The organism is Halomonas sp. SS10-MC5 (genome assembly GCF_015992245.1).
Taxonomy (GTDB): domain Bacteria; phylum Pseudomonadota; class Gammaproteobacteria; order Pseudomonadales; family Halomonadaceae; genus Halomonas; species Halomonas sulfidoxydans.
Window position 1 is genome coordinate 3,988,570 of sequence record NZ_CP065435.1, and the last position, 15,533, is coordinate 4,004,102.

A 15,533-nucleotide genomic window follows, 5' to 3' on the forward strand; every position below is an offset into this window, starting at 1 on the left:
GCCTGACTGTTCACATGGCGTATCGTTCGCCAGCGTGGAGTAGGCTGTTCTTCACTTCTCGCCATGCCACGGGCATTATCATTGTTAACCTGGGTTAAGCAGGTTTGTCCTGCGTTGGGCTTCGTCCAGAGATGGCCTGGGTAAGCCAGCGCAGGCAACCGGCTCAGAGCCGTGGCCGACGCCGCCTTGCGGGAGGCCAGAAGAATAAGCAGGCAGAGGCAGGGCGCATGAAGAAATGGCTGATGCTGATGTTAGTGTTGCTCCCGTTTCCGGCAGCAGGCAGCCTGGAAGGGCTGACCTTCATCACCGAGGAGTACCCCCCCTACAATTATCGGCACGACGATCGCCTCGAAGGTATCTCCATCGAGCTGCTCGAACGGGTCTTTGCCGAAACCGATACCGAGCTCTCCCGTGACGACGTGCTCTACTATCCCTGGGTACGTGGCTACGATACCGCCCTCTCCGAGCCGGGCACGGTACTCTTCTCCACCACGCGCACCGAGCAGCGTGAAGCGCTGTTCCAGTGGGTGGGGCCCATCGCCACCGACCGGGTCACGCTGATCGCCCGGCGCGACAGCGACATCCAGCTGAACGACATCGAGGACGTCATCGCCGGCGGCTATCGCATCGCCGTCATCCGCGAAGACATCGGCGCCCAGCGGCTGCAGGAAGCCGGGGTACCGGAGGCCCAGATCCATGCGGCGATCTCCAACGTCAGCGCCTTGCGCATGCTCGAGCGTGGCCGGGTCGACCTGTGGGCCTACGGCGAAGACGTGGCCTTCTGGCTGATGCAGGAGGAGGGGCTGCCCACCACCGACTTCGTTCCCGCCCTGACCATCAGCGAATCCGACCTCTACTACGCCCTACACCGCGACACCGATCCCGCGCTGGTGGCCCGAATGCAGGCGGCGCTGGATCGCTTGCGCAAGCAGGGCGTCGTCAGCGAGATCCTCGGCGGCACCATTGCCTTCAATACCGAGGAGTACCCACCCTACAACTACCAGGACGGCGACGGCACGATCACGGGGAGCGCCACCGAACTCCTGCGGGCAGCGCTGGATGACGCCGAACTCGAGGCCGACTTCCGCCTGCTGCCCTGGGCCCGCGCCCTGACAGAGGCCCAGCTGCGCGAACGCCACTGCGTCTACTCGACCACCCGTACACCCGAGCGCGAGTCGCTGTTCACCTGGGTGGGGCCGCTGGTATCGAGCACCTGGGCCGCCTTCGTCCTCGACGGGGCCGAGATCGAGGCCGACTCGCTGGACGACCTGGCCGACCTCCGCGTAGGCAGCTTTCGCGAGGATGCCGTCGGGCAGTACGCCGCCAGCCAAGGGGTCAACATCGTGGTTGCCAGCGCCGAGCGCGAGAACATCGGCCGCCTGCAGGCCGGGCTGATCGATGCCTGGGTCACCGGCGAGCAGACCGCCCAGCTCCTCGCCGAGGAGGCCGGCCTGTCGCTGCGCCGGCTGTTCGCCTTCAACGAGGTCGATCTCTACCTGGCCTGCCACCCCTCGGTTCCCGACCAGTTCATCGCCCGGCTGCAGGCGGCTCTCGATCGGGCGCGGGCCGTCGCAGAGGCGCGCCAGTGAGCCTAGCGCCCGGCAGTCAACCCGGCCGGCGCAGCCTGACCGCCAAGCAGGCCGGCCTCACCCTGGCCATCGCCCTGCTGCTCAGCATCCTGGCCGGCGTCATCGAGCTGGCCCTCGATGCCCGTTCGATGCGCCAGGAGATCGTCAGCGACACCCGCTACCGCCTCGACCTGGTCCACGGCACCGCGGCGGAAGCCGCCTTTCAGCTCAACCCCGAGCTGGCGGCCCAGGTCATCGACGGGCTGTTCAACGGTGGCCGCGTCGCCAGCGCCGCCATTACGGACGATTTCGGTCGCACCATGGCCGCGCGCCAGCGCGAGTCCGGCCCCGTCTCCGGTTGGGTCGCCCATGCCCTGTTCGACGATATCCTCCACTACCGGCGCACGCTGCACTACCAGGCGGGTTCCGACAACCCGCCCCAACCGATCGGCGAACTCGAGCTGACCCTGGCGCTCGACCGCCTGGCACGCGACTTCACCGATCGCAGCCTGCTCATCTTCTCGTTGGGCGTCGCCAAGGCGCTGGCCATCGCCGCCCTGCTCGCCCTGGTGTTCCATTGGTTCGTGACCCGCCCCCTGCTGCGCGTGCATGCGGCCATCGTCGACACCGACCCGCGCCAGCCCGGGCGCTGGCCGAAGCCCGCCATGGGGCGACATGGCAGCGACGAACTGGGGCATCTGGTGGACAGCGTCGACCAGCTGCTCCAGGCCTTCCAGCGCGGCCTCGACCAGCGCGACCAGCTCCACCAGATTTCGACCATGGATGGCCTGACCGGCATCGCCAACCGTCGCCACTTCGACACCTTCATCGAGCGCGAATGGCAGCGGGCCCGGCGCAACGGCCACGCCCTCTCGGTGATCTTCATCGATATCGATCACTTCAAGGAGTTCAACGATCACTATGGCCACGTCGCCGGGGACGACACCCTGAGGGCCGTGGCCGAGGCCCTCGCCGGGGTGGTGCACCGCGCCTCGGACCTGGTCGCCCGCTACGGGGGCGAAGAGTTCGTCTGCGTGCTGCCCGACACCGACCTGGAGGGCGCCCTGCGAGTGGCCGGCCGGATCCACGAGCGGATCCGTGCCCTCGACATCCCGCACGCCCACTCGACCCTTGCCGGCCGTGTCACCGCCAGCCTCGGGGTGGCCAGCAGCAGGCCGGCACACGACGACACCGGCATCGAGGAGCTGATGGCCCAGGCCGACGGCCAGCTCTATCGTGCCAAGCACCAGGGCCGCGACCGGGTGGCCGCACAGACCTGAGCACGACCGCGGAACCGGCCCGGCGGCGGGGAATCGATAGGAGTAGCATCAGCCGGAGGCGGAGTAGCCATGAACAGACGCGATGAGTTCGTCGAGCAGATGAAGGCCCGACTGGACGAATGGAACGCCGAGATCGACGCACTGGCCGCCCGCGCGCGCAAGGCGGGCGCCGAGGCGCAGACGCGGTACCACGACGATATCGAGCGGCTGCGACGACGCCGCGACGAGACCCGCCGGCGGCTCGAGGAGCTGCAGTTTGCCAGCGAAGCGGCCTGGGATTCCCTGCAGCAGGGGCTCGACGATGCCTGGGAGCTGATGCGCAAGGCGCTGCGCGACGCCCAGCGACACGAGCCGCCGCCCAGGGACGTCGACGACGAGGACGCCGGCGGGCCCCGCTCGCCCGGGGGCTCGCCCTAGGAGGGACGCTCCCTGCGCGCCTGCTCCGGCGAAGATTCGTCGTCTGCCGAAGCGGGCGCCTGGACCTCGCTGCCGCGCTGCAGCCTGTCGACCGCCGCACCTCCCTGGCGCGCCAGCTGGGCCAGGCGGTCGATCTGGGCGTCGAGCTGGGGCAGGGCCTCTTGACGGTAGCGCGACAGGTCGTCGATGGCACCCAGCACGTCGTCGAAGGCCTGCTCCAGCGCCTGCATGTCGAGCTGGGCCGAGGCGGCCCGGGTCTGGATCTCCACCCCCTGCTGGCGCAGCGTTCTCGCCGTGCCGGCGATCATCTCCGAGGTGGTGGTATTGAGCGACTCGACGCGGTCGAGCACCAGGCGCTGGTTGGCCAGCGCCAGCGCCACGGCCACGGCCACGGTCAGCGCCGAGACGGTGACGTGGATCGCGCGGTCGACACCGCGAATCAATTCGCGGTTGTTGCGGATGATCACCTCCAGCGCCAGCACGCCCTGCTGGCTGACCGCCTGCTGCTGCTGCAGGTCGACGATGCGCTGGCGCAGCGGGAACAGCAGTTCCTCCTCGATGAAGGCACGCTGCGGGTGGGCGTCGCCGAGCCGCTCCAGCGCCTGCGCCAGGCGCCGGTCGATCAGGCGCCCCAGGTCGATCTGGCGCTGCAGTCGCCCCAACAGCTGGCGCAGGCTCTCCTGGTCGTCGCTGAGCGTGATGTTGTCGCGCTGCAGCAGGTCGCGCCCTCCCTCCAGGTCGGCGATGATGGCGTCGAGCGCCTGCTGGGCGTTCTCGAACTTGCGGAAGTAGCGCTGCACGCGGCTGCCGGCGCCGGGTATGCGCGACAGCAGGCGGTCGAACGGTCCCGATGCCAGGCGATGCTGATGCGGGTCGAGATCCTGCATGTGCCCGCGCAGGTCGATCAGCGCCTTGGCCACCGGCCCGCCCTCGTCGCCCTGGTGGGCCAGCTTGCGCAGCGGCGCCTGCAACATCTCGCTGTGATGCGCCGCCTGCTGCTGCAGCTCGAGCCCCATTTCATCCACCGCGCGGCGCTGGCGGTCGAGGGCGGCGCCTTCGCTGGCCAGCACCTCGTCGACGAACGACGCCGCCAGTTGCTCGAGCTCGGGGTCGTCGACCACGATCTCCTCGCCGCCATGCGCCTCGGGAGCGATGTCCTCGAGCTCGCTGGCGATCTGTTCCACCGGTGGCAGCGAGAGCGGCGAGCCACGTTCGGACGATGGTTTCATAAGCGCTTCCCTCTTCAGGCTCTTTCCCACACCTTAGCAAGCCAGGCCGGTGCTTGGCTCAACGCCGTCGGCGAGAGCCTCAACGTCGTTCCTGGCGGCTGTAGCGCTCCGCCCCCTCGATGAAGCGCCGCAGCTCCTCCAGCGCCCGGTCGGTGGCGAGGGTGGCCTGCGGGCGCCCCGTCTCGATCCGGGCCAGCGCCACCGCCGTATCGTCGAGCAGCGTCAGCGCCGATTCGTTGCGCGCCACCAGGCGACGCAGGCGGCGATCGGTCTCCTCGATCAGCTCGAGTCGGCGCTTGAGCGCGATGCGCTCCTCGACGGACAGCCGACGCTGCTCCTGGGCCAGGCGTCGGCGCACGTAGTCGCCGTCCAGCCCCATCACGCCACGCGCCTGGGCGGCCATGGAGGTGAAGGTATCCACCGCCCCGAGGCAGACCTCGGTGATCAGGCCGCGTGAGCGCTCGAAGGCCAACTCGCTACGGTCGAAGCGCGCCGTCAGCAACTCCATCACATGGGCGTAGCGGGTGTAGAAGCGATCGACCTGGCTCGCCAGGTCGGCACGCTTCACGTCGAGCAGCCCCTGCTTGGCCCGGCACAGCGACAGCACCAGCTCGTCGGCCCCCACCGGCGGCCGTGCCGGGTCCAGCTCGGCCACGCCGGTCTCCCGCGCGGCACGCTCCTGCTCGGCGCGCCGCCGCTCGCTCTCGGCCGCCAGCCGCTCCTGCAGTCGGCGCTGATGACGTCGCGCGCGCCAGCGCCGCCAGCCGCGCTCCACGGGCAGCGATACCCCCACCGCCACCAGTCCGGCGAGCCAGCCGCCCAGGCTCGGCCCGAAACCGCCCCACAGCGACGTCAGCCACAGCACCGTACTGATGAAGGGCACCAGCAGGCAGTAGCGAAACAGCACCTGCAGACGATTGGGGTTGTCGTTGGCGAGCGCCAGGCGCGGGTTGGCCAGCCCGACCAGGCACCACGGCAGGCAGGTGACGAACAGCCCATAGGAGAACCCCTGCAGAAATTCCAGCATAAGCCTCGTGCGCCAACGGGTGGATGCCTCTGAGTGTACGGGGGCCGTCGACGGCGTGCGAGCCCGACCGCCTCAGCGGCACATACGGAAGCCGCGCATGCCGAAGTGGAAGTGGTCGGCATGGGCGCGGTTGTAGGCCGGGCCCAGCACGTTGCCGAACAGGTCGCAGGCACCGTCGCGCGCGTCACGCAGGAAGGCGCCTCGCGCGTCTTCGCCCCCCCAGTGCTCGCGCAGGGTGATGCGGCGCCCGTCCTCCAGGCGAAAGGACGCCACGTCGAGGGCCTCTGCCGTGGCGTGCTCGCTGCGCCGGCCGTCCGCACGGCCATAGACGTTACGACAGGCGAAACTGCCGTAATGCTCGACGCGCGCCACGCGGCTGCCGAAGTGGGCCTCGGCCGCCGGCTGCAGACGCTGGCGTTCGTACATGACCCAGGCCAGCGCCAGCGGGCAGCTCGCGACGAAGCTGGCGTTGAATTGGATCTCGCCGCCATGGATCCGCACCACGTTCTCGAGCGGACAGCCGGGCGCCGGCTCGTGGTCGTCCAGTGGCGTCATCCGCAGCGCCCCCTCAGGTGCCGTATCGAGCGCCGTCAGGCAGGCCTCGCGGTCACCGGCCAGGCGCTGCAGCTTCCACTTGGTCACCGGCGTCAAGGCGTCGCCGACGCTCAGCGGCTTCCATGGGTGCCAGTGGGAGGGAATACGCGCCTCGAACTGCCACCAGGCCGCCACCGCGGCAGCCATCAGCACGACCAGCACCAGCAATGAACGCATCTCGCCTCGACGCTACAACAACAGATGCAGTACCAGGGCCACGCCGCCCACCGTCAGGGCCGTGAACACGGCGATGTCCACCGCGCGGTCGAGCCAGCGGTCGAAGCGGTCGTGACGCCCGCGGCCCGGTTGCCGCCGGCGGGTGGCGCCTCGTGGAAGCGCCCGTCGGCGTGAGCCGATGAGAGACATTGGTTGACGTCCGGTTCCCCATTCCTCCCAGAGCTTACGACCTGCGCCCGTGCCTGGCTACCGGCAATCGACGCCCCGGCGCCGCAAGGGGAGGCGGACGCTAACCGCCTTCGCGCCGATTGATGCGCCGATTGATCACGTTGGGCGCACGCCGCAGACGCTCCTGCTCCCCCAGCGCCTCGGCCTCGAAGGCGTCGGCCCCCACTGGTGTCTCGCCATGGCGGCGATAGAGCTGGGTGAGCATGGACTGGCGGTCGGCTCGCAGCTCGCGGACCAGCACCACGATCATGCCGTAGAGGATGAAGGTGAAGGGCAGCGCCGAGAGTACCGCCGCCGACTGCAGCCCGGTCAGCCCCCCGGCGACGATCAGGGTGAGACAGATGGCGGCGATCAGCACGCCCCAGATTACCCGCTTGAACAGCGGTGGGTTGATCGAACCGTTGTCGGTCATCTGCGCCACGATGTAGGAGGCGGAGTCGGCCGAGGTCACTAGGAAGATGAAGATCAGCAGCATGGCGATCACCGATAGCACGCCGGTGAAGGGCATGAGCTCGAACATCTCGAACAGCGCCACGGTGATGTTGTCCTCGGTGGCCGCCGCCAGCCCGGCGTCGCCGGCCAGCTCCATGTGCAGGGCGGCGCCGCCGAACACGCCGATCCACAGGCAGGCCAGCAGCGGCGGCACGATCAGCACGCCGAAGACGTACTCCTGGATGGTGCGCCCGCGCGACACGCGCGCCACGAAGGTACCGACGAAGGGCGACCAGGCGATGACCCAGGCCCAGTAGAAGATGGTCCAGTTGGCCGCCCAGGTGTTGTCGGAAAACGGCGAGATACGCAGGCTCATGCCGATGAAGTTCTGCAGGTAATCGCCGATGCCAAGGGTGATGGTCTCGAGGATCATCACCGTGGGGCCGGTCACCAGCACGTAGAGCATCAACCCAATGCACAGGATCATGTTGAGGTTGGAGAGCCGGCGGATGCCCTTGTCCAGCCCCGACCAGGTCGAGGCCATGTAGGCCAGGAACATCGCGAGCAGGATGACGAACTGCCACAGTCCGCTCTCGGGCAGGCCGAACACGGCGTTGAAGCCGCCATTGAGCTGCAGCACGCCCAGCCCCAGCGAGGTCGCCACTCCCATGACGGTGGCCACCACGGCGAACACGTCCAGGGTCGGCGCATAGGGCCGCACCCGCGGGTACTTGGCGGCGATCGACGACAGCACCGACGAGACCAGCCCGGCCTGCCCCTTGCGGAACTGGAAGTAGGCGATGATCAGCCCCACCACCGAGAAGGCCGCCCATTGGTGGATGCCCCAGTTGAAGTAGCTGTACTGGATGGCATAGCGCGCCGCCTCGGTGCTCTCGGCGGGCACATCGGCGTAGGGTGGCTCGACGTAGTGCAGCATCGGCTCGGCCATGCCGTAGAACACCAGCCCCACGCCGAAGCCGGCCGCCAGCAGCATGCTGACCCAGGAGAAGAAGCTGAAGCTCGGCGTGCTGTCCTGAGGCCCGAGGCGGACCTTGCCGTACTTGCTGAGGGCCAGGGCCAGCAGGAAGATGACGAAGCCGAATACCGAGAAGAGGTAGAACCAGCCGAACAGCCGCGTGACGGCGCCGAGCGCGGTATCGGCGGCGGCAGCGAATGCCTCGGGAAAACCGGCACCGGCTGCCACCAGCGCCAGGATGATCAGGGCTGATGCGGCAAAGACCCGCTGCCCTCCGTGATTGGCCATAAGGCGCTCCTCGTTCCGTCCTTGGACGCCCTCATCCTAGCAGCCCAACCCCGACGCCACACAAATCACTGGCATCGGTGCCCTTCCTGACCATAAAACCATTGCATCGAGGCGCCGACGCGACGATTCTGGAGAAACCAAGCAGGCTAAGTTTCCGACGAGTCTCGAACATGTCCCGACTTTCCGATACCCCGCTTTCCGTGCTCGACCTGGCACCGATCCGCCAGGGCGGTACCATCGCCGACAGCTTTGCGGAGAGCGTGGCACTGGCACGGCTGACCGAACGCCTCGGCTTCACCCGCTACTGGCTGGCCGAGCACCACAGCCTCGACGGCATCGCCAGTGCCGCCACCGCGGTGCTGATCGGCCATATTGCCGGCGCCACCTCGCGCATCCGCGTGGGCAGCGGCGGCATCATGCTGCCCAACCACCCGCCGCTGGTCATCGCCGAGCAGTTCGGCACCCTGGAGACCCTCTACCCGGGCCGCATCGACCTGGGGCTGGGGCGCGCCCCTGGCTCCGACGCCGCCACCATGGCCGCGCTGCGCCGCGACCCCTACGCCGGGGCCGAGAACTTCCCCGAGCTGCTCGCCGAGCTGCAGGGCTTTCTCGACGACGAGCAACCCGGCCAGCGCGTGCGTGCGGTGCCCGGCCAGGGCACCCGGGTGCCGCTGTGGCTGCTCGGCTCCAGCGGCTACAGCGCCCAGCTCGCCGCCCGCGAGGGGCTGCCGTTCGCCTTCGCCGCCCAGTTCGCCCCGGGCTACCTGCACGAGGCGTTGCGCCTTTATCGCGACAACTTTCGCCCCTCGGCACGGCTCGAGCGCCCCTACGCCATGGTCGGGCTGCCGGTGATCGCCGCCGAGGACGACGCGCGCGCCGAGTGGCTTGCCTCTACCACCCGCCAGAAATTCCTCGGCATGGTGCGCGGCCGCCGTACCCGCTCGCTGCCGCCGGTCGATACCCTCGACTGGACGCCGATGGAGCGGGTCCAGGTGGAGCAGTTCCTCGGCGCGGCAGTGATCGGCGGGCCCGACACCGTGCGCGAGGGGCTCGAGCGCTTCCTCGAGCAGACCGGCGCCGACGAGCTGATGCTCAACAGCGACCTCTATGCCCACGACGACCGCCTGCGCAGCTACGAGATCGTCGCCGAGGTGTGGCGCCAATGACCACGTCCACCCCCGGGGCCCGGCTCGATCTCGCCGGCGTCCTCGCCGGCATCCGTCGCATGGCGCCGCTGTCGCTGTTCGTGGTGATCTTCGGCCTGGCCTTCGGCGTGGCGGCGCTGTCGCGCGGGCTCTCGGGCCTCGAAGCAGTGCTGATGAGTGCGCTGGTGTTCGCCGGTGCCTCGCAGTTCGCCGCCCTGGAGCTGTGGGGCCCCGAAATTCCGCTGCTGCCGCTGGTCGCCACCACCTTCGCCATCAACGCCCGCCACCTGCTGATGGGGGCCGCCATCCAGCCGTGGCTGGCGCATCTCCCTCCGGCACAGCGCTACGCCAGCCTGGTGGTGATGAGCGATTCCAACTGGGCCATGGCCGCCGCCGATCGCCAGCGGGGCGAGACCAACGTCGGCATGCTGGTGGGCGGCGGCATCGCGCTGTGGCTGACCTGGCTTGCCGGCACGCTGCTCGGCGTGCTCTTCGGCAGTGGCATCGACGAGCCCGAGCGCTTCGGCCTCGACGTGATCATGGGCTGCTTCCTGCTGGCGATGCTGGTGGGCGGACGACGCGACCTGTCGATGCTGTTGCCGTGGAGCGCCGCCGCGCTGGCCGCGCTGGCCGCCATGGCCTGGTTGCCGCCTCACTCCCATGTGATCGTCGGCGCCCTGGCCGGCGGACTGGCCGGCCTGCTGGTTTCGCCCGGGCACGGAGAGCGGGAGGCCGCCGCATGAGCCTGCCCTCGACGCTGGTGGGAGCGGTCGTCGCCATCCTCCTCATGGCGCTAGTCACCTACATGACCCGCGCCGGTGGTGTGTTCGTGATGGCGCGGATTCCCATCGGCCCCAGGGTGGAGCGCTTCATCAACGCCATGGCGGGCTCGGTGCTGGTAGCAGTGATCACGCCCATGGCCTTCCAGGGCGACTGGGGCGCACGCCTGGCGCTGGTGGCCACGCTCGCGGTGATGCTGGCCACGCAGAAGACGCTGGCGGCGATCAGCGCCGGCATCGCGACCGCAGCGCTGTGGCGGCTGCTCGCATAGGGGAACGATCCCCGGCCCGTAGCCTCAAAGGGACAGCCATTCCGCACGCCGCTTGGCGGCGCCATCATCGGAGATGCTCATGTTCGACAACGACCCGCGCCGCAACGCTGCCTGGCAGGCGGCCCAGCAATGGCGCTCCCGGGCGCGGCAGGCCCCTCGCGGCCCCTTGGGTGGGCTCAAGCTCATCGTCACCTGGCTACTGTTCGGCCTGCTGCTGATCGTCGGCACCGTGCTCGGCCTGTTCTTCCTGCTGCTGGGCTGGGCCATGCTGCCGATCGTGCGCTACCGCATGAAGAAGCGCCTCGAGCAGATCCGCGCCGAGCAAGCCAAGGACGCCGGCGGCGGCTACCACTACCGCGAGACCCACTACCGCGAGACCCGCTATCGAGGGAATCCCGGAGCGGGCGAGCATGAGCTGCTCGAGGGCGACTACGAGGTGCGCGACGATGAGCGCAGGGGATGACCGCCCGCCTCACGGCGCGAAGTCGACAAGCCACGCTATGCAGTGGAAAAGGTAGCCGGACTGCCATACCTTGAGCCATACGATCCCGAATGCTTCCGGAGACAACAACAATGCCTCGACTTCGGACGACAGCGGCCGGCGCGCTGCGCCAGACGGCGCTCGCCTGCCTGCTGCTCCCCCTCGCCGCGGCGAGCCTGGCCAACGACTACCCCACCGAGGCACGCGTCGACTACGTGCTGGGCTGCATGGCCTCCAACGGCAACGATTACCTGACCATGCAGAAGTGCGCCTGCAGCATCGACGTGATCGCCGAGCATCTGCCCTATGCCACCTACGAGCAGGTCGAGACGGTGCTGGGCATGCAGGACCAACGCGGCGAACTCGGCGTGCTGTTCCGCACCGAGCGCGGCATGCAGGACCAGGTCGACGCTCTGCGTCAGGCCCAGGCCGACGCCAACCTGCGCTGCTTCTGAGGCCACGTGACGCGCCCCCGCCGCTCCTTCGGCCTGCCGCCGATCGGCCTCGCGCTGGCGATGCTCGTCATCCCGACACCGGGCATCGCTGCCGAGCTTGCCGAGGGCGAGCGCCTGTTCCGTTCGCAGTGCATCGGCTGCCACAGCATCGAGCCCGGCCGGCACCTGGCCGGGCCCAGCCTGCACGGCGTGTTCGGCCGCGCGGCCGGCAGCCTCGCGGACTTCGACTACTCGCCGACGCTGCAAGAAGCCGAGCATGTGTGGAACCGCGAGACCCTCGACGCCTTCCTCGCCGGGCCCGATGCCTTCCTGCCTGGCACCCGCATGGTGCTGTGGGGGCTCGACGAACGCTCGCGCGGCCGCATCATCGACTACCTGGAGAGCGTCGCCGAGCCCTGACGCACTCAGTCGCCGCCGCCCCCCTTGCGTGCCAGCAGTCCCCGGGAAGGGTTATAGCCGAGAATCGCCAGCGCCAGCAGCAGCGCCGCCACCGCCACGCTGATCGTCACCGCCTCGGCGTTGAAGCGCTGGTACATGGCGAAGCGGATCATCTCCACGGCATGGGTGAAGGGGTTGAGCGCGGCGATCTGGTAGACCAGGTAGCTGCCCTCACGGATGCGCCACAGCGGATAGAGCGCCGAGGAGAGGAAGAACAGCGGGAAGATGACGAAGTTCATCACCCCGGCGAAGTTCTCCAGCTGGCGGATGAGGGAAGAGAGCAGCAGCCCCAGCGCACCGACCATGAACCCCGTCACCAGCAGCGCTGGCAGCACGTAGAGGTAGCCCAGCGGGGGCGCCTGGATGCCGTAGGCCCAGGCGATGGCGAGGAACACGTAGACCTGCACCACCGAGACCAGGGTGCTGGCCAGGAGCTTGCACAGCAGCAGGTACCAGCGCGGGAAGGGGCTGACCAGCAGCACCCGCATGCTGCCCATCTCGCGGTCATAGACCATGGACAGCGAGCTCTGCATGCCGTTGAACAGCTGGATCATGCCCACCAGCCCCGGCACGATGTAGACCTCGTAGAGGATGTAGGTCTGGTAGGGCTCGGTCATGGCGACACCCAGCGCCATGCGAAAGCCGGTGGCGAACACGAACAGCCACACCAGCGGCCGCACCAGCGCGGCCAGGAAACGGCTGCGCTGGTGCAGGAAGCGCAGCAGCTCGCGCCCCACCACGCCGCGCAGGCAGTGCAGCCAGGGCATCACTTGCATGCGGCCTCCTCGTCCCCGACCAGCAGATCGAAGGCTTCGCCCAGGGTCTCGACGCCGAGCCGGGCGGTGAGCGCCTCGGTGCGCTCGTCGGCCAGCAGCTTCCCGCGGTGCAGCACCACGACCCGGTCACCGGGGCGTACCTCGTCGATCAGATGGGTGGCCCACAGCACCGCCACGCCCTCCTCGGCGCACAGCCGATGGGCATGCTCGACCAGCTCGCGGCGCGAGGCGATGTCGAGCCCCACGGTAGGCTCGTCGAGCAGCAGCAGGCGCGGCCCGTGCATCAGGCCACGGGCGATCTCCACCCGCCGCCGCTGGCCGCCGGAGAGGCGCCGCACCCGCGTGCGCCGCTGATCGTCGAGGCCTACGCGCTCGAGCTGCGCCAGCGCCCGGGCCTTCGCCTCGCGCCGCCCCATGCCGTGCAGGGCGCCATGGTAGGCGAGGTTCTGCGCCACGCTGAGATCGAGATCCAGGGTCGGCTGCTGAAACACCACGCCGATGCGGGCGTGGGCCTGCACCGCCTGGCGACGCACGTCATAGCCACCGATGCGGATCTCGCCCTGGCGGCGGTCGTGCAGCCGCGTGATCAGCGAGAACAGCGTGGTCTTGCCGGCGCCATTGGGGCCGAGCAGCACGACGAACTCCCCGGCCTCGACGCTCAGGGAGACATCATCGAGCACCCACCTGTCGCCGTAGGCAAAGCTCAGCTGGCGGATCTCCAGGGCAGGCACCGCTTCGCCATGCCGAACGTTGGCGTCGCTCACGGCTCGACGATCACACCCCAGGGGAAGCGTCCCACCGGGATCGACTTGACCGCCCGCAGGCCGTCCACCTCGATCATGGTGACGTCGCCGCTGACGCCGTTGGTGGTGTAGAGCCGGCTCTCGTCGCCGTTGAGCGCCAGGTGCCAGACCCGCTGGCCGACCAGAAGGTAGTCGAGCACCTCGTAGCTCTGCTGATCGATCACCGCCACCCGGTTGGAGGGCCCCAGGGCGACGAAGGCATAGCGCCCGTCGGAGGTCAGCGCGACGCCTACCGCCTGCACGGTTTCCCGCGGCACCCCGGGCACGTCGAAGCGGATCACGTGCTCGACATCGAAGCTCTCCTCCATGTCGAGGATGGAGACGGTGCCGGCAATCTCCGACGAGACCCAGGCCTTGCGGCCATCGTGAGTGAACTCGGCATGCCGCGGCCGAGCCCCCACCAGGCGATGATGTACCGCCTCCATAGCCTCGAGGTCGATGATGTGCGCCATGTTGGAGGTCTCGCTGGTGGAGATCAGCCAGCGCCCGTCGGGGCTGATGCCAAGCCCCTCCGGCTCGACTCCCACCGGGATCTCGGTGACCAGGGTGCGCCGCTGGTAGTCGAGCACCGAGACGATGTTGTCGTCCTCGTTGGAGACGTAGACGTGGGGGCGGTTGGGGTCGACGCGGATCACCTCCGGATCGTCGCCCGCGGATTGGCTGCGCACCACCTGCAGCGTCTCGAGGTCGATCATGTCGATGGATTCGTCGTCGCCCACCGCCACGAACAGCTCGCTGCCGTCGCTGCTGAAGGCCATGGCGCGGGGACGGCGGCCGACGCGGATGGTTTCCACGACTTCCAGGGAGTCGCCGTCGATCACCGAGACGGTGTTGTCCTTCTCGTTGGAGACGAAGATCCGCTCCGCCTGGGCACTCGCGGGCAACAGCGTCAGCGCCCCCAGGACCAGCCCGAGCAGGCCATGCTCGAGCCTCGTTTCGCGGCGATTCAGAAGCGGCATGTCGATTCCCCCTCGTCGGCGCCCAGCGAATCGAGCGGCGTGCGTGAATGCAGGTAGCCTTCCTGCGGCGACACCGAGGCCACCATGCGCGGCCCGGTGATCAGGATCGGCTGACGAAGCTGGTGGTTCCATCGGCGATAGCTGACCGGCAGGCCCAGGTAGCCGGCCAGCTCGAACTCCTCGCCGAGCAGGTAGTCGAGGATCGCCTGGCGCTCGACGGAACCGGTGCGCGCCGCCGCCTCGCCCAGCGAACGCACCGCCAGCCAGGCGCCAAAGTCGCGCGGCGTCATCCAGCGCTCGGCGTGCTCCTCGAAACGGCGCTGCAGCTGCACCGCTCCCCAGGACTCGTGGGCGCGGTGCCAGGGCGTGGCGATCAGCCCCTGGGTGCCGACCACCGGCCGCGGCAGCCAGGTCTGGTAGGGGAAGTACTCGCCGAAATAGTCGGTCTCGTCGGCGATCACCAGCACGTCGTGTTCGGGCAGCTCCTGCACGAACACCGGGATCTCGCGCTGGATGGCATGAAAGCCCCCTTCGGCGCGGCGCGCCATGGGGTCGTAAGGCCACTGCCGATCGCCCACGATGCGGTGGCCGTAGCGCTCGGCGGCGGCGCGCAGCGCCTCGGCCAGGATCCGATCCTCCTCGGTGTTGCCGTAGACCAGCGCCCAGCGATCCCACCGCTTGAAGCCGAGGAACTGGGCCAGGGCATCGGCCAGCATGCGCCGGCTGGGGGTGGTGTGGTAGAGCGCGGGATGACACGCCTCGCCGCGCAGCGCGTCGTCCGGCGAGCCGGCGTTGAACACCACCCGATCGCCGCGCGCGGGATGTGCCATCAGCTCGCTCACGGCTTCGCCGGGCAGGCCGCTGACAATCCACTCCACGCCCTGTTCGACCAGCGCCTCCAGCGCCGCACCGACGTCGCCGCCCTGGGCCACTTCCGCCTCGTGCAGCACGAACTCCTGCCCCAGGAACTGCGCCGAGGCGTTGTTGTCGCTGATCCCCAGGCGGGCGCCCTGCACGCCTTCGTCGTCGAGCACGGGGTCGAGCACCGAAAGCGGCTCCCGGTCGTCGGGGCGCTCCATGCCCAGGTAGCCCACGACGATGGGCTCCAGCGTCTCGGCCGCCAACAGCGCCGGCCAACCCAGGCCACAGGCCAGCCCCCCCAGCGCCAGCCAGCGAAGGGAACGCGGTAATGTGCTCATGCGTGCTCCT

The 15,533-nt window shown here is 69.1% G+C and carries 18 protein-coding genes; 9 read left to right on the forward strand and 9 right to left on the reverse strand.

Annotated features, from left to right (window positions below):
* Positions 1-227: 227 nt before the first annotated feature.
* The 3 genes from I4484_RS20935 (at position 228) to I4484_RS18625 (ending at position 3,265) form a co-directional block, all read left to right on the forward strand.
* A complete protein-coding gene (locus I4484_RS20935) occupies positions 228-1,589 on the forward strand; it encodes an ABC transporter substrate-binding protein (RefSeq protein ID WP_234283756.1) in 1,362 nt (453 codons plus the stop codon).
* Positions 1,586-2,848, forward strand: coding sequence for a GGDEF domain-containing protein (locus I4484_RS18620; RefSeq protein ID WP_197448663.1), 1,263 nt, complete (start codon positions 1,586-1,588; stop codon positions 2,846-2,848). The genes I4484_RS20935 and I4484_RS18620 overlap by 4 nt, the downstream gene beginning before the upstream one ends.
* Positions 2,849-2,917: 69 nt before the next feature.
* Complete coding sequence (locus I4484_RS18625) at positions 2,918-3,265, forward strand: hypothetical protein (RefSeq protein WP_197448664.1); 348 nt, start codon at positions 2,918-2,920, stop codon at positions 3,263-3,265.
* On the opposite strand, the gene I4484_RS18630 is transcribed toward I4484_RS18625, so the two are convergent.
* The 5 genes from I4484_RS18630 to I4484_RS18650 all read right to left on the reverse strand — a co-directional run bounded on the left by I4484_RS18630 (position 3,262) and on the right by I4484_RS18650 (position 8,216).
* Complete coding sequence (locus I4484_RS18630; protein ID WP_234283757.1) at positions 3,262-4,494, reverse strand: toxic anion resistance protein; 1,233 nt, start codon at positions 4,492-4,494, stop codon at positions 3,262-3,264. The genes I4484_RS18625 and I4484_RS18630 overlap by 4 nt on opposite strands.
* Positions 4,495-4,573: 79 nt before the next feature.
* Entirely contained in the window at positions 4,574-5,521 is a 948-nt protein-coding gene (locus tag I4484_RS18635) for a cobyrinic acid a,c-diamide synthase (RefSeq protein WP_197448665.1), read from the reverse strand.
* 72 nt (positions 5,522-5,593) lie between these two features.
* Entirely contained in the window at positions 5,594-6,292 is a 699-nt protein-coding gene (locus I4484_RS18640) for an extensin family protein (RefSeq protein WP_197448666.1), read from the reverse strand.
* Positions 6,293-6,304: 12 nt separating this feature from the next.
* The gene (locus I4484_RS18645) at positions 6,305-6,481 is read right to left on the reverse strand and encodes a hypothetical protein (protein WP_197448667.1); all 177 of its coding nucleotides are present in this window, start codon (positions 6,479-6,481) and stop codon (positions 6,305-6,307) included.
* A gap of 100 nt (positions 6,482-6,581) precedes the next feature.
* Positions 6,582-8,216: a BCCT family transporter gene (locus I4484_RS18650; protein WP_197448668.1), complete on the reverse strand. Its 1,635-nt coding sequence runs from the start codon at positions 8,214-8,216 to the stop codon at positions 6,582-6,584.
* Between the two features lie 170 nt (positions 8,217-8,386).
* On the opposite strand from I4484_RS18650, the gene I4484_RS18655 reads away from it, so the two are divergent.
* From I4484_RS18655 to I4484_RS18680, 6 genes are all read left to right on the forward strand, one after another.
* On the forward strand, positions 8,387-9,382 hold the full coding sequence (locus I4484_RS18655) for an LLM class flavin-dependent oxidoreductase (RefSeq protein ID WP_197448669.1): 996 nt from the start codon (positions 8,387-8,389) through the stop codon (positions 9,380-9,382).
* Positions 9,379-10,104, forward strand: a complete 726-nt coding sequence (locus I4484_RS18660; protein WP_197448670.1) for an AzlC family ABC transporter permease — start codon at positions 9,379-9,381, stop codon at positions 10,102-10,104. Before I4484_RS18655 ends, I4484_RS18660 begins: the two co-directional genes overlap by 4 nt.
* Positions 10,101-10,412: an AzlD family protein gene (locus tag I4484_RS18665; RefSeq protein ID WP_197448671.1), complete on the forward strand. Its 312-nt coding sequence runs from the start codon at positions 10,101-10,103 to the stop codon at positions 10,410-10,412. The genes I4484_RS18660 and I4484_RS18665 overlap by 4 nt, the downstream gene beginning before the upstream one ends.
* Positions 10,413-10,485: 73 nt before the next feature.
* Positions 10,486-10,875 (forward strand): hypothetical protein, encoded by a 390-nt coding sequence (locus I4484_RS18670; RefSeq protein ID WP_197448672.1) that lies wholly within the window; start codon positions 10,486-10,488, stop codon positions 10,873-10,875.
* Between the two features lie 110 nt (positions 10,876-10,985).
* Positions 10,986-11,348, forward strand: coding sequence for a hypothetical protein (locus I4484_RS18675; protein WP_197448673.1), 363 nt, complete (start codon positions 10,986-10,988; stop codon positions 11,346-11,348).
* A 6-nt stretch (positions 11,349-11,354) separates the two neighbouring features.
* Positions 11,355-11,747 carry a cytochrome c family protein gene (locus I4484_RS18680; protein ID WP_197448674.1) on the forward strand — a complete coding sequence of 131 codons (393 nt, stop codon included), beginning with the start codon at positions 11,355-11,357 and terminating at the stop codon, positions 11,745-11,747.
* Between the two features lie 5 nt (positions 11,748-11,752).
* Here I4484_RS18680 and I4484_RS18685 read toward each other — a convergent pair whose 3' ends face one another.
* From I4484_RS18685 to I4484_RS18700, 4 genes are read right to left on the reverse strand one after another with little or no spacing between them, the layout of a single operon-like run.
* Positions 11,753-12,562 (reverse strand): ABC transporter permease, encoded by an 810-nt coding sequence (locus I4484_RS18685; protein ID WP_330932874.1) that lies wholly within the window; start codon positions 12,560-12,562, stop codon positions 11,753-11,755.
* Positions 12,553-13,326, reverse strand: coding sequence for an ABC transporter ATP-binding protein (locus I4484_RS18690; RefSeq protein WP_234283758.1), 774 nt, complete (start codon positions 13,324-13,326; stop codon positions 12,553-12,555). The genes I4484_RS18685 and I4484_RS18690 overlap by 10 nt, the downstream gene beginning before the upstream one ends.
* Entirely contained in the window at positions 13,323-14,324 is a 1,002-nt protein-coding gene (locus I4484_RS18695) for a PQQ-dependent catabolism-associated beta-propeller protein (protein ID WP_197448675.1), read from the reverse strand. The genes I4484_RS18690 and I4484_RS18695 overlap by 4 nt, the downstream gene beginning before the upstream one ends.
* A complete protein-coding gene (locus I4484_RS18700; protein ID WP_197448676.1) occupies positions 14,312-15,523 on the reverse strand; it encodes an ABC transporter substrate-binding protein in 1,212 nt (403 codons plus the stop codon). Before I4484_RS18700 ends, I4484_RS18695 begins: the two co-directional genes overlap by 13 nt.
* Positions 15,524-15,533: the final 10 nt, after the last annotated feature.

Excerpts from the sequence above, each read along its gene's own strand:
- I4484_RS18665 (WP_197448671.1), top strand. The coding sequence starts at position 10,101 with ATGAGCCTGCCCTCGACGCTGGTGGGAGCGGTCGTCGCCATCCTCCTC.
- I4484_RS18630 (WP_234283757.1), bottom strand. The coding sequence starts at position 4,494 with ATGAAACCATCGTCCGAACGTGGCTCGCCGCTCTCGCTGCCACCGGTG.
- I4484_RS18650 (WP_197448668.1), bottom strand. The coding sequence starts at position 8,216 with ATGGCCAATCACGGAGGGCAGCGGGTCTTTGCCGCATCAGCCCTGATC.
- I4484_RS18695 (WP_197448675.1), bottom strand. The coding sequence starts at position 14,324 with ATGCCGCTTCTGAATCGCCGCGAAACGAGGCTCGAGCATGGCCTGCTC.
- I4484_RS18660 (WP_197448670.1), top strand. The coding sequence starts at position 9,379 with ATGACCACGTCCACCCCCGGGGCCCGGCTCGATCTCGCCGGCGTCCTC.
- I4484_RS18670 (WP_197448672.1), top strand. The coding sequence starts at position 10,486 with ATGCTCATGTTCGACAACGACCCGCGCCGCAACGCTGCCTGGCAGGCG.
- I4484_RS18675 (WP_197448673.1), top strand. The coding sequence starts at position 10,986 with ATGCCTCGACTTCGGACGACAGCGGCCGGCGCGCTGCGCCAGACGGCG.
- I4484_RS18640 (WP_197448666.1), bottom strand. The coding sequence starts at position 6,292 with ATGCGTTCATTGCTGGTGCTGGTCGTGCTGATGGCTGCCGCGGTGGCG.
- I4484_RS18700 (WP_197448676.1), bottom strand. The coding sequence starts at position 15,523 with ATGAGCACATTACCGCGTTCCCTTCGCTGGCTGGCGCTGGGGGGGCTG.
- I4484_RS18655 (WP_197448669.1), top strand. The coding sequence starts at position 8,387 with ATGTCCCGACTTTCCGATACCCCGCTTTCCGTGCTCGACCTGGCACCG.
- I4484_RS18625 (WP_197448664.1), top strand. The coding sequence starts at position 2,918 with ATGAACAGACGCGATGAGTTCGTCGAGCAGATGAAGGCCCGACTGGAC.
- I4484_RS18645 (WP_197448667.1), bottom strand. The coding sequence starts at position 6,481 with ATGTCTCTCATCGGCTCACGCCGACGGGCGCTTCCACGAGGCGCCACC.
- I4484_RS18685 (WP_330932874.1), bottom strand. The coding sequence starts at position 12,562 with ATGCAAGTGATGCCCTGGCTGCACTGCCTGCGCGGCGTGGTGGGGCGC.
- I4484_RS20935 (WP_234283756.1), top strand. The coding sequence starts at position 228 with ATGAAGAAATGGCTGATGCTGATGTTAGTGTTGCTCCCGTTTCCGGCA.
- I4484_RS18635 (WP_197448665.1), bottom strand. The coding sequence starts at position 5,521 with ATGCTGGAATTTCTGCAGGGGTTCTCCTATGGGCTGTTCGTCACCTGC.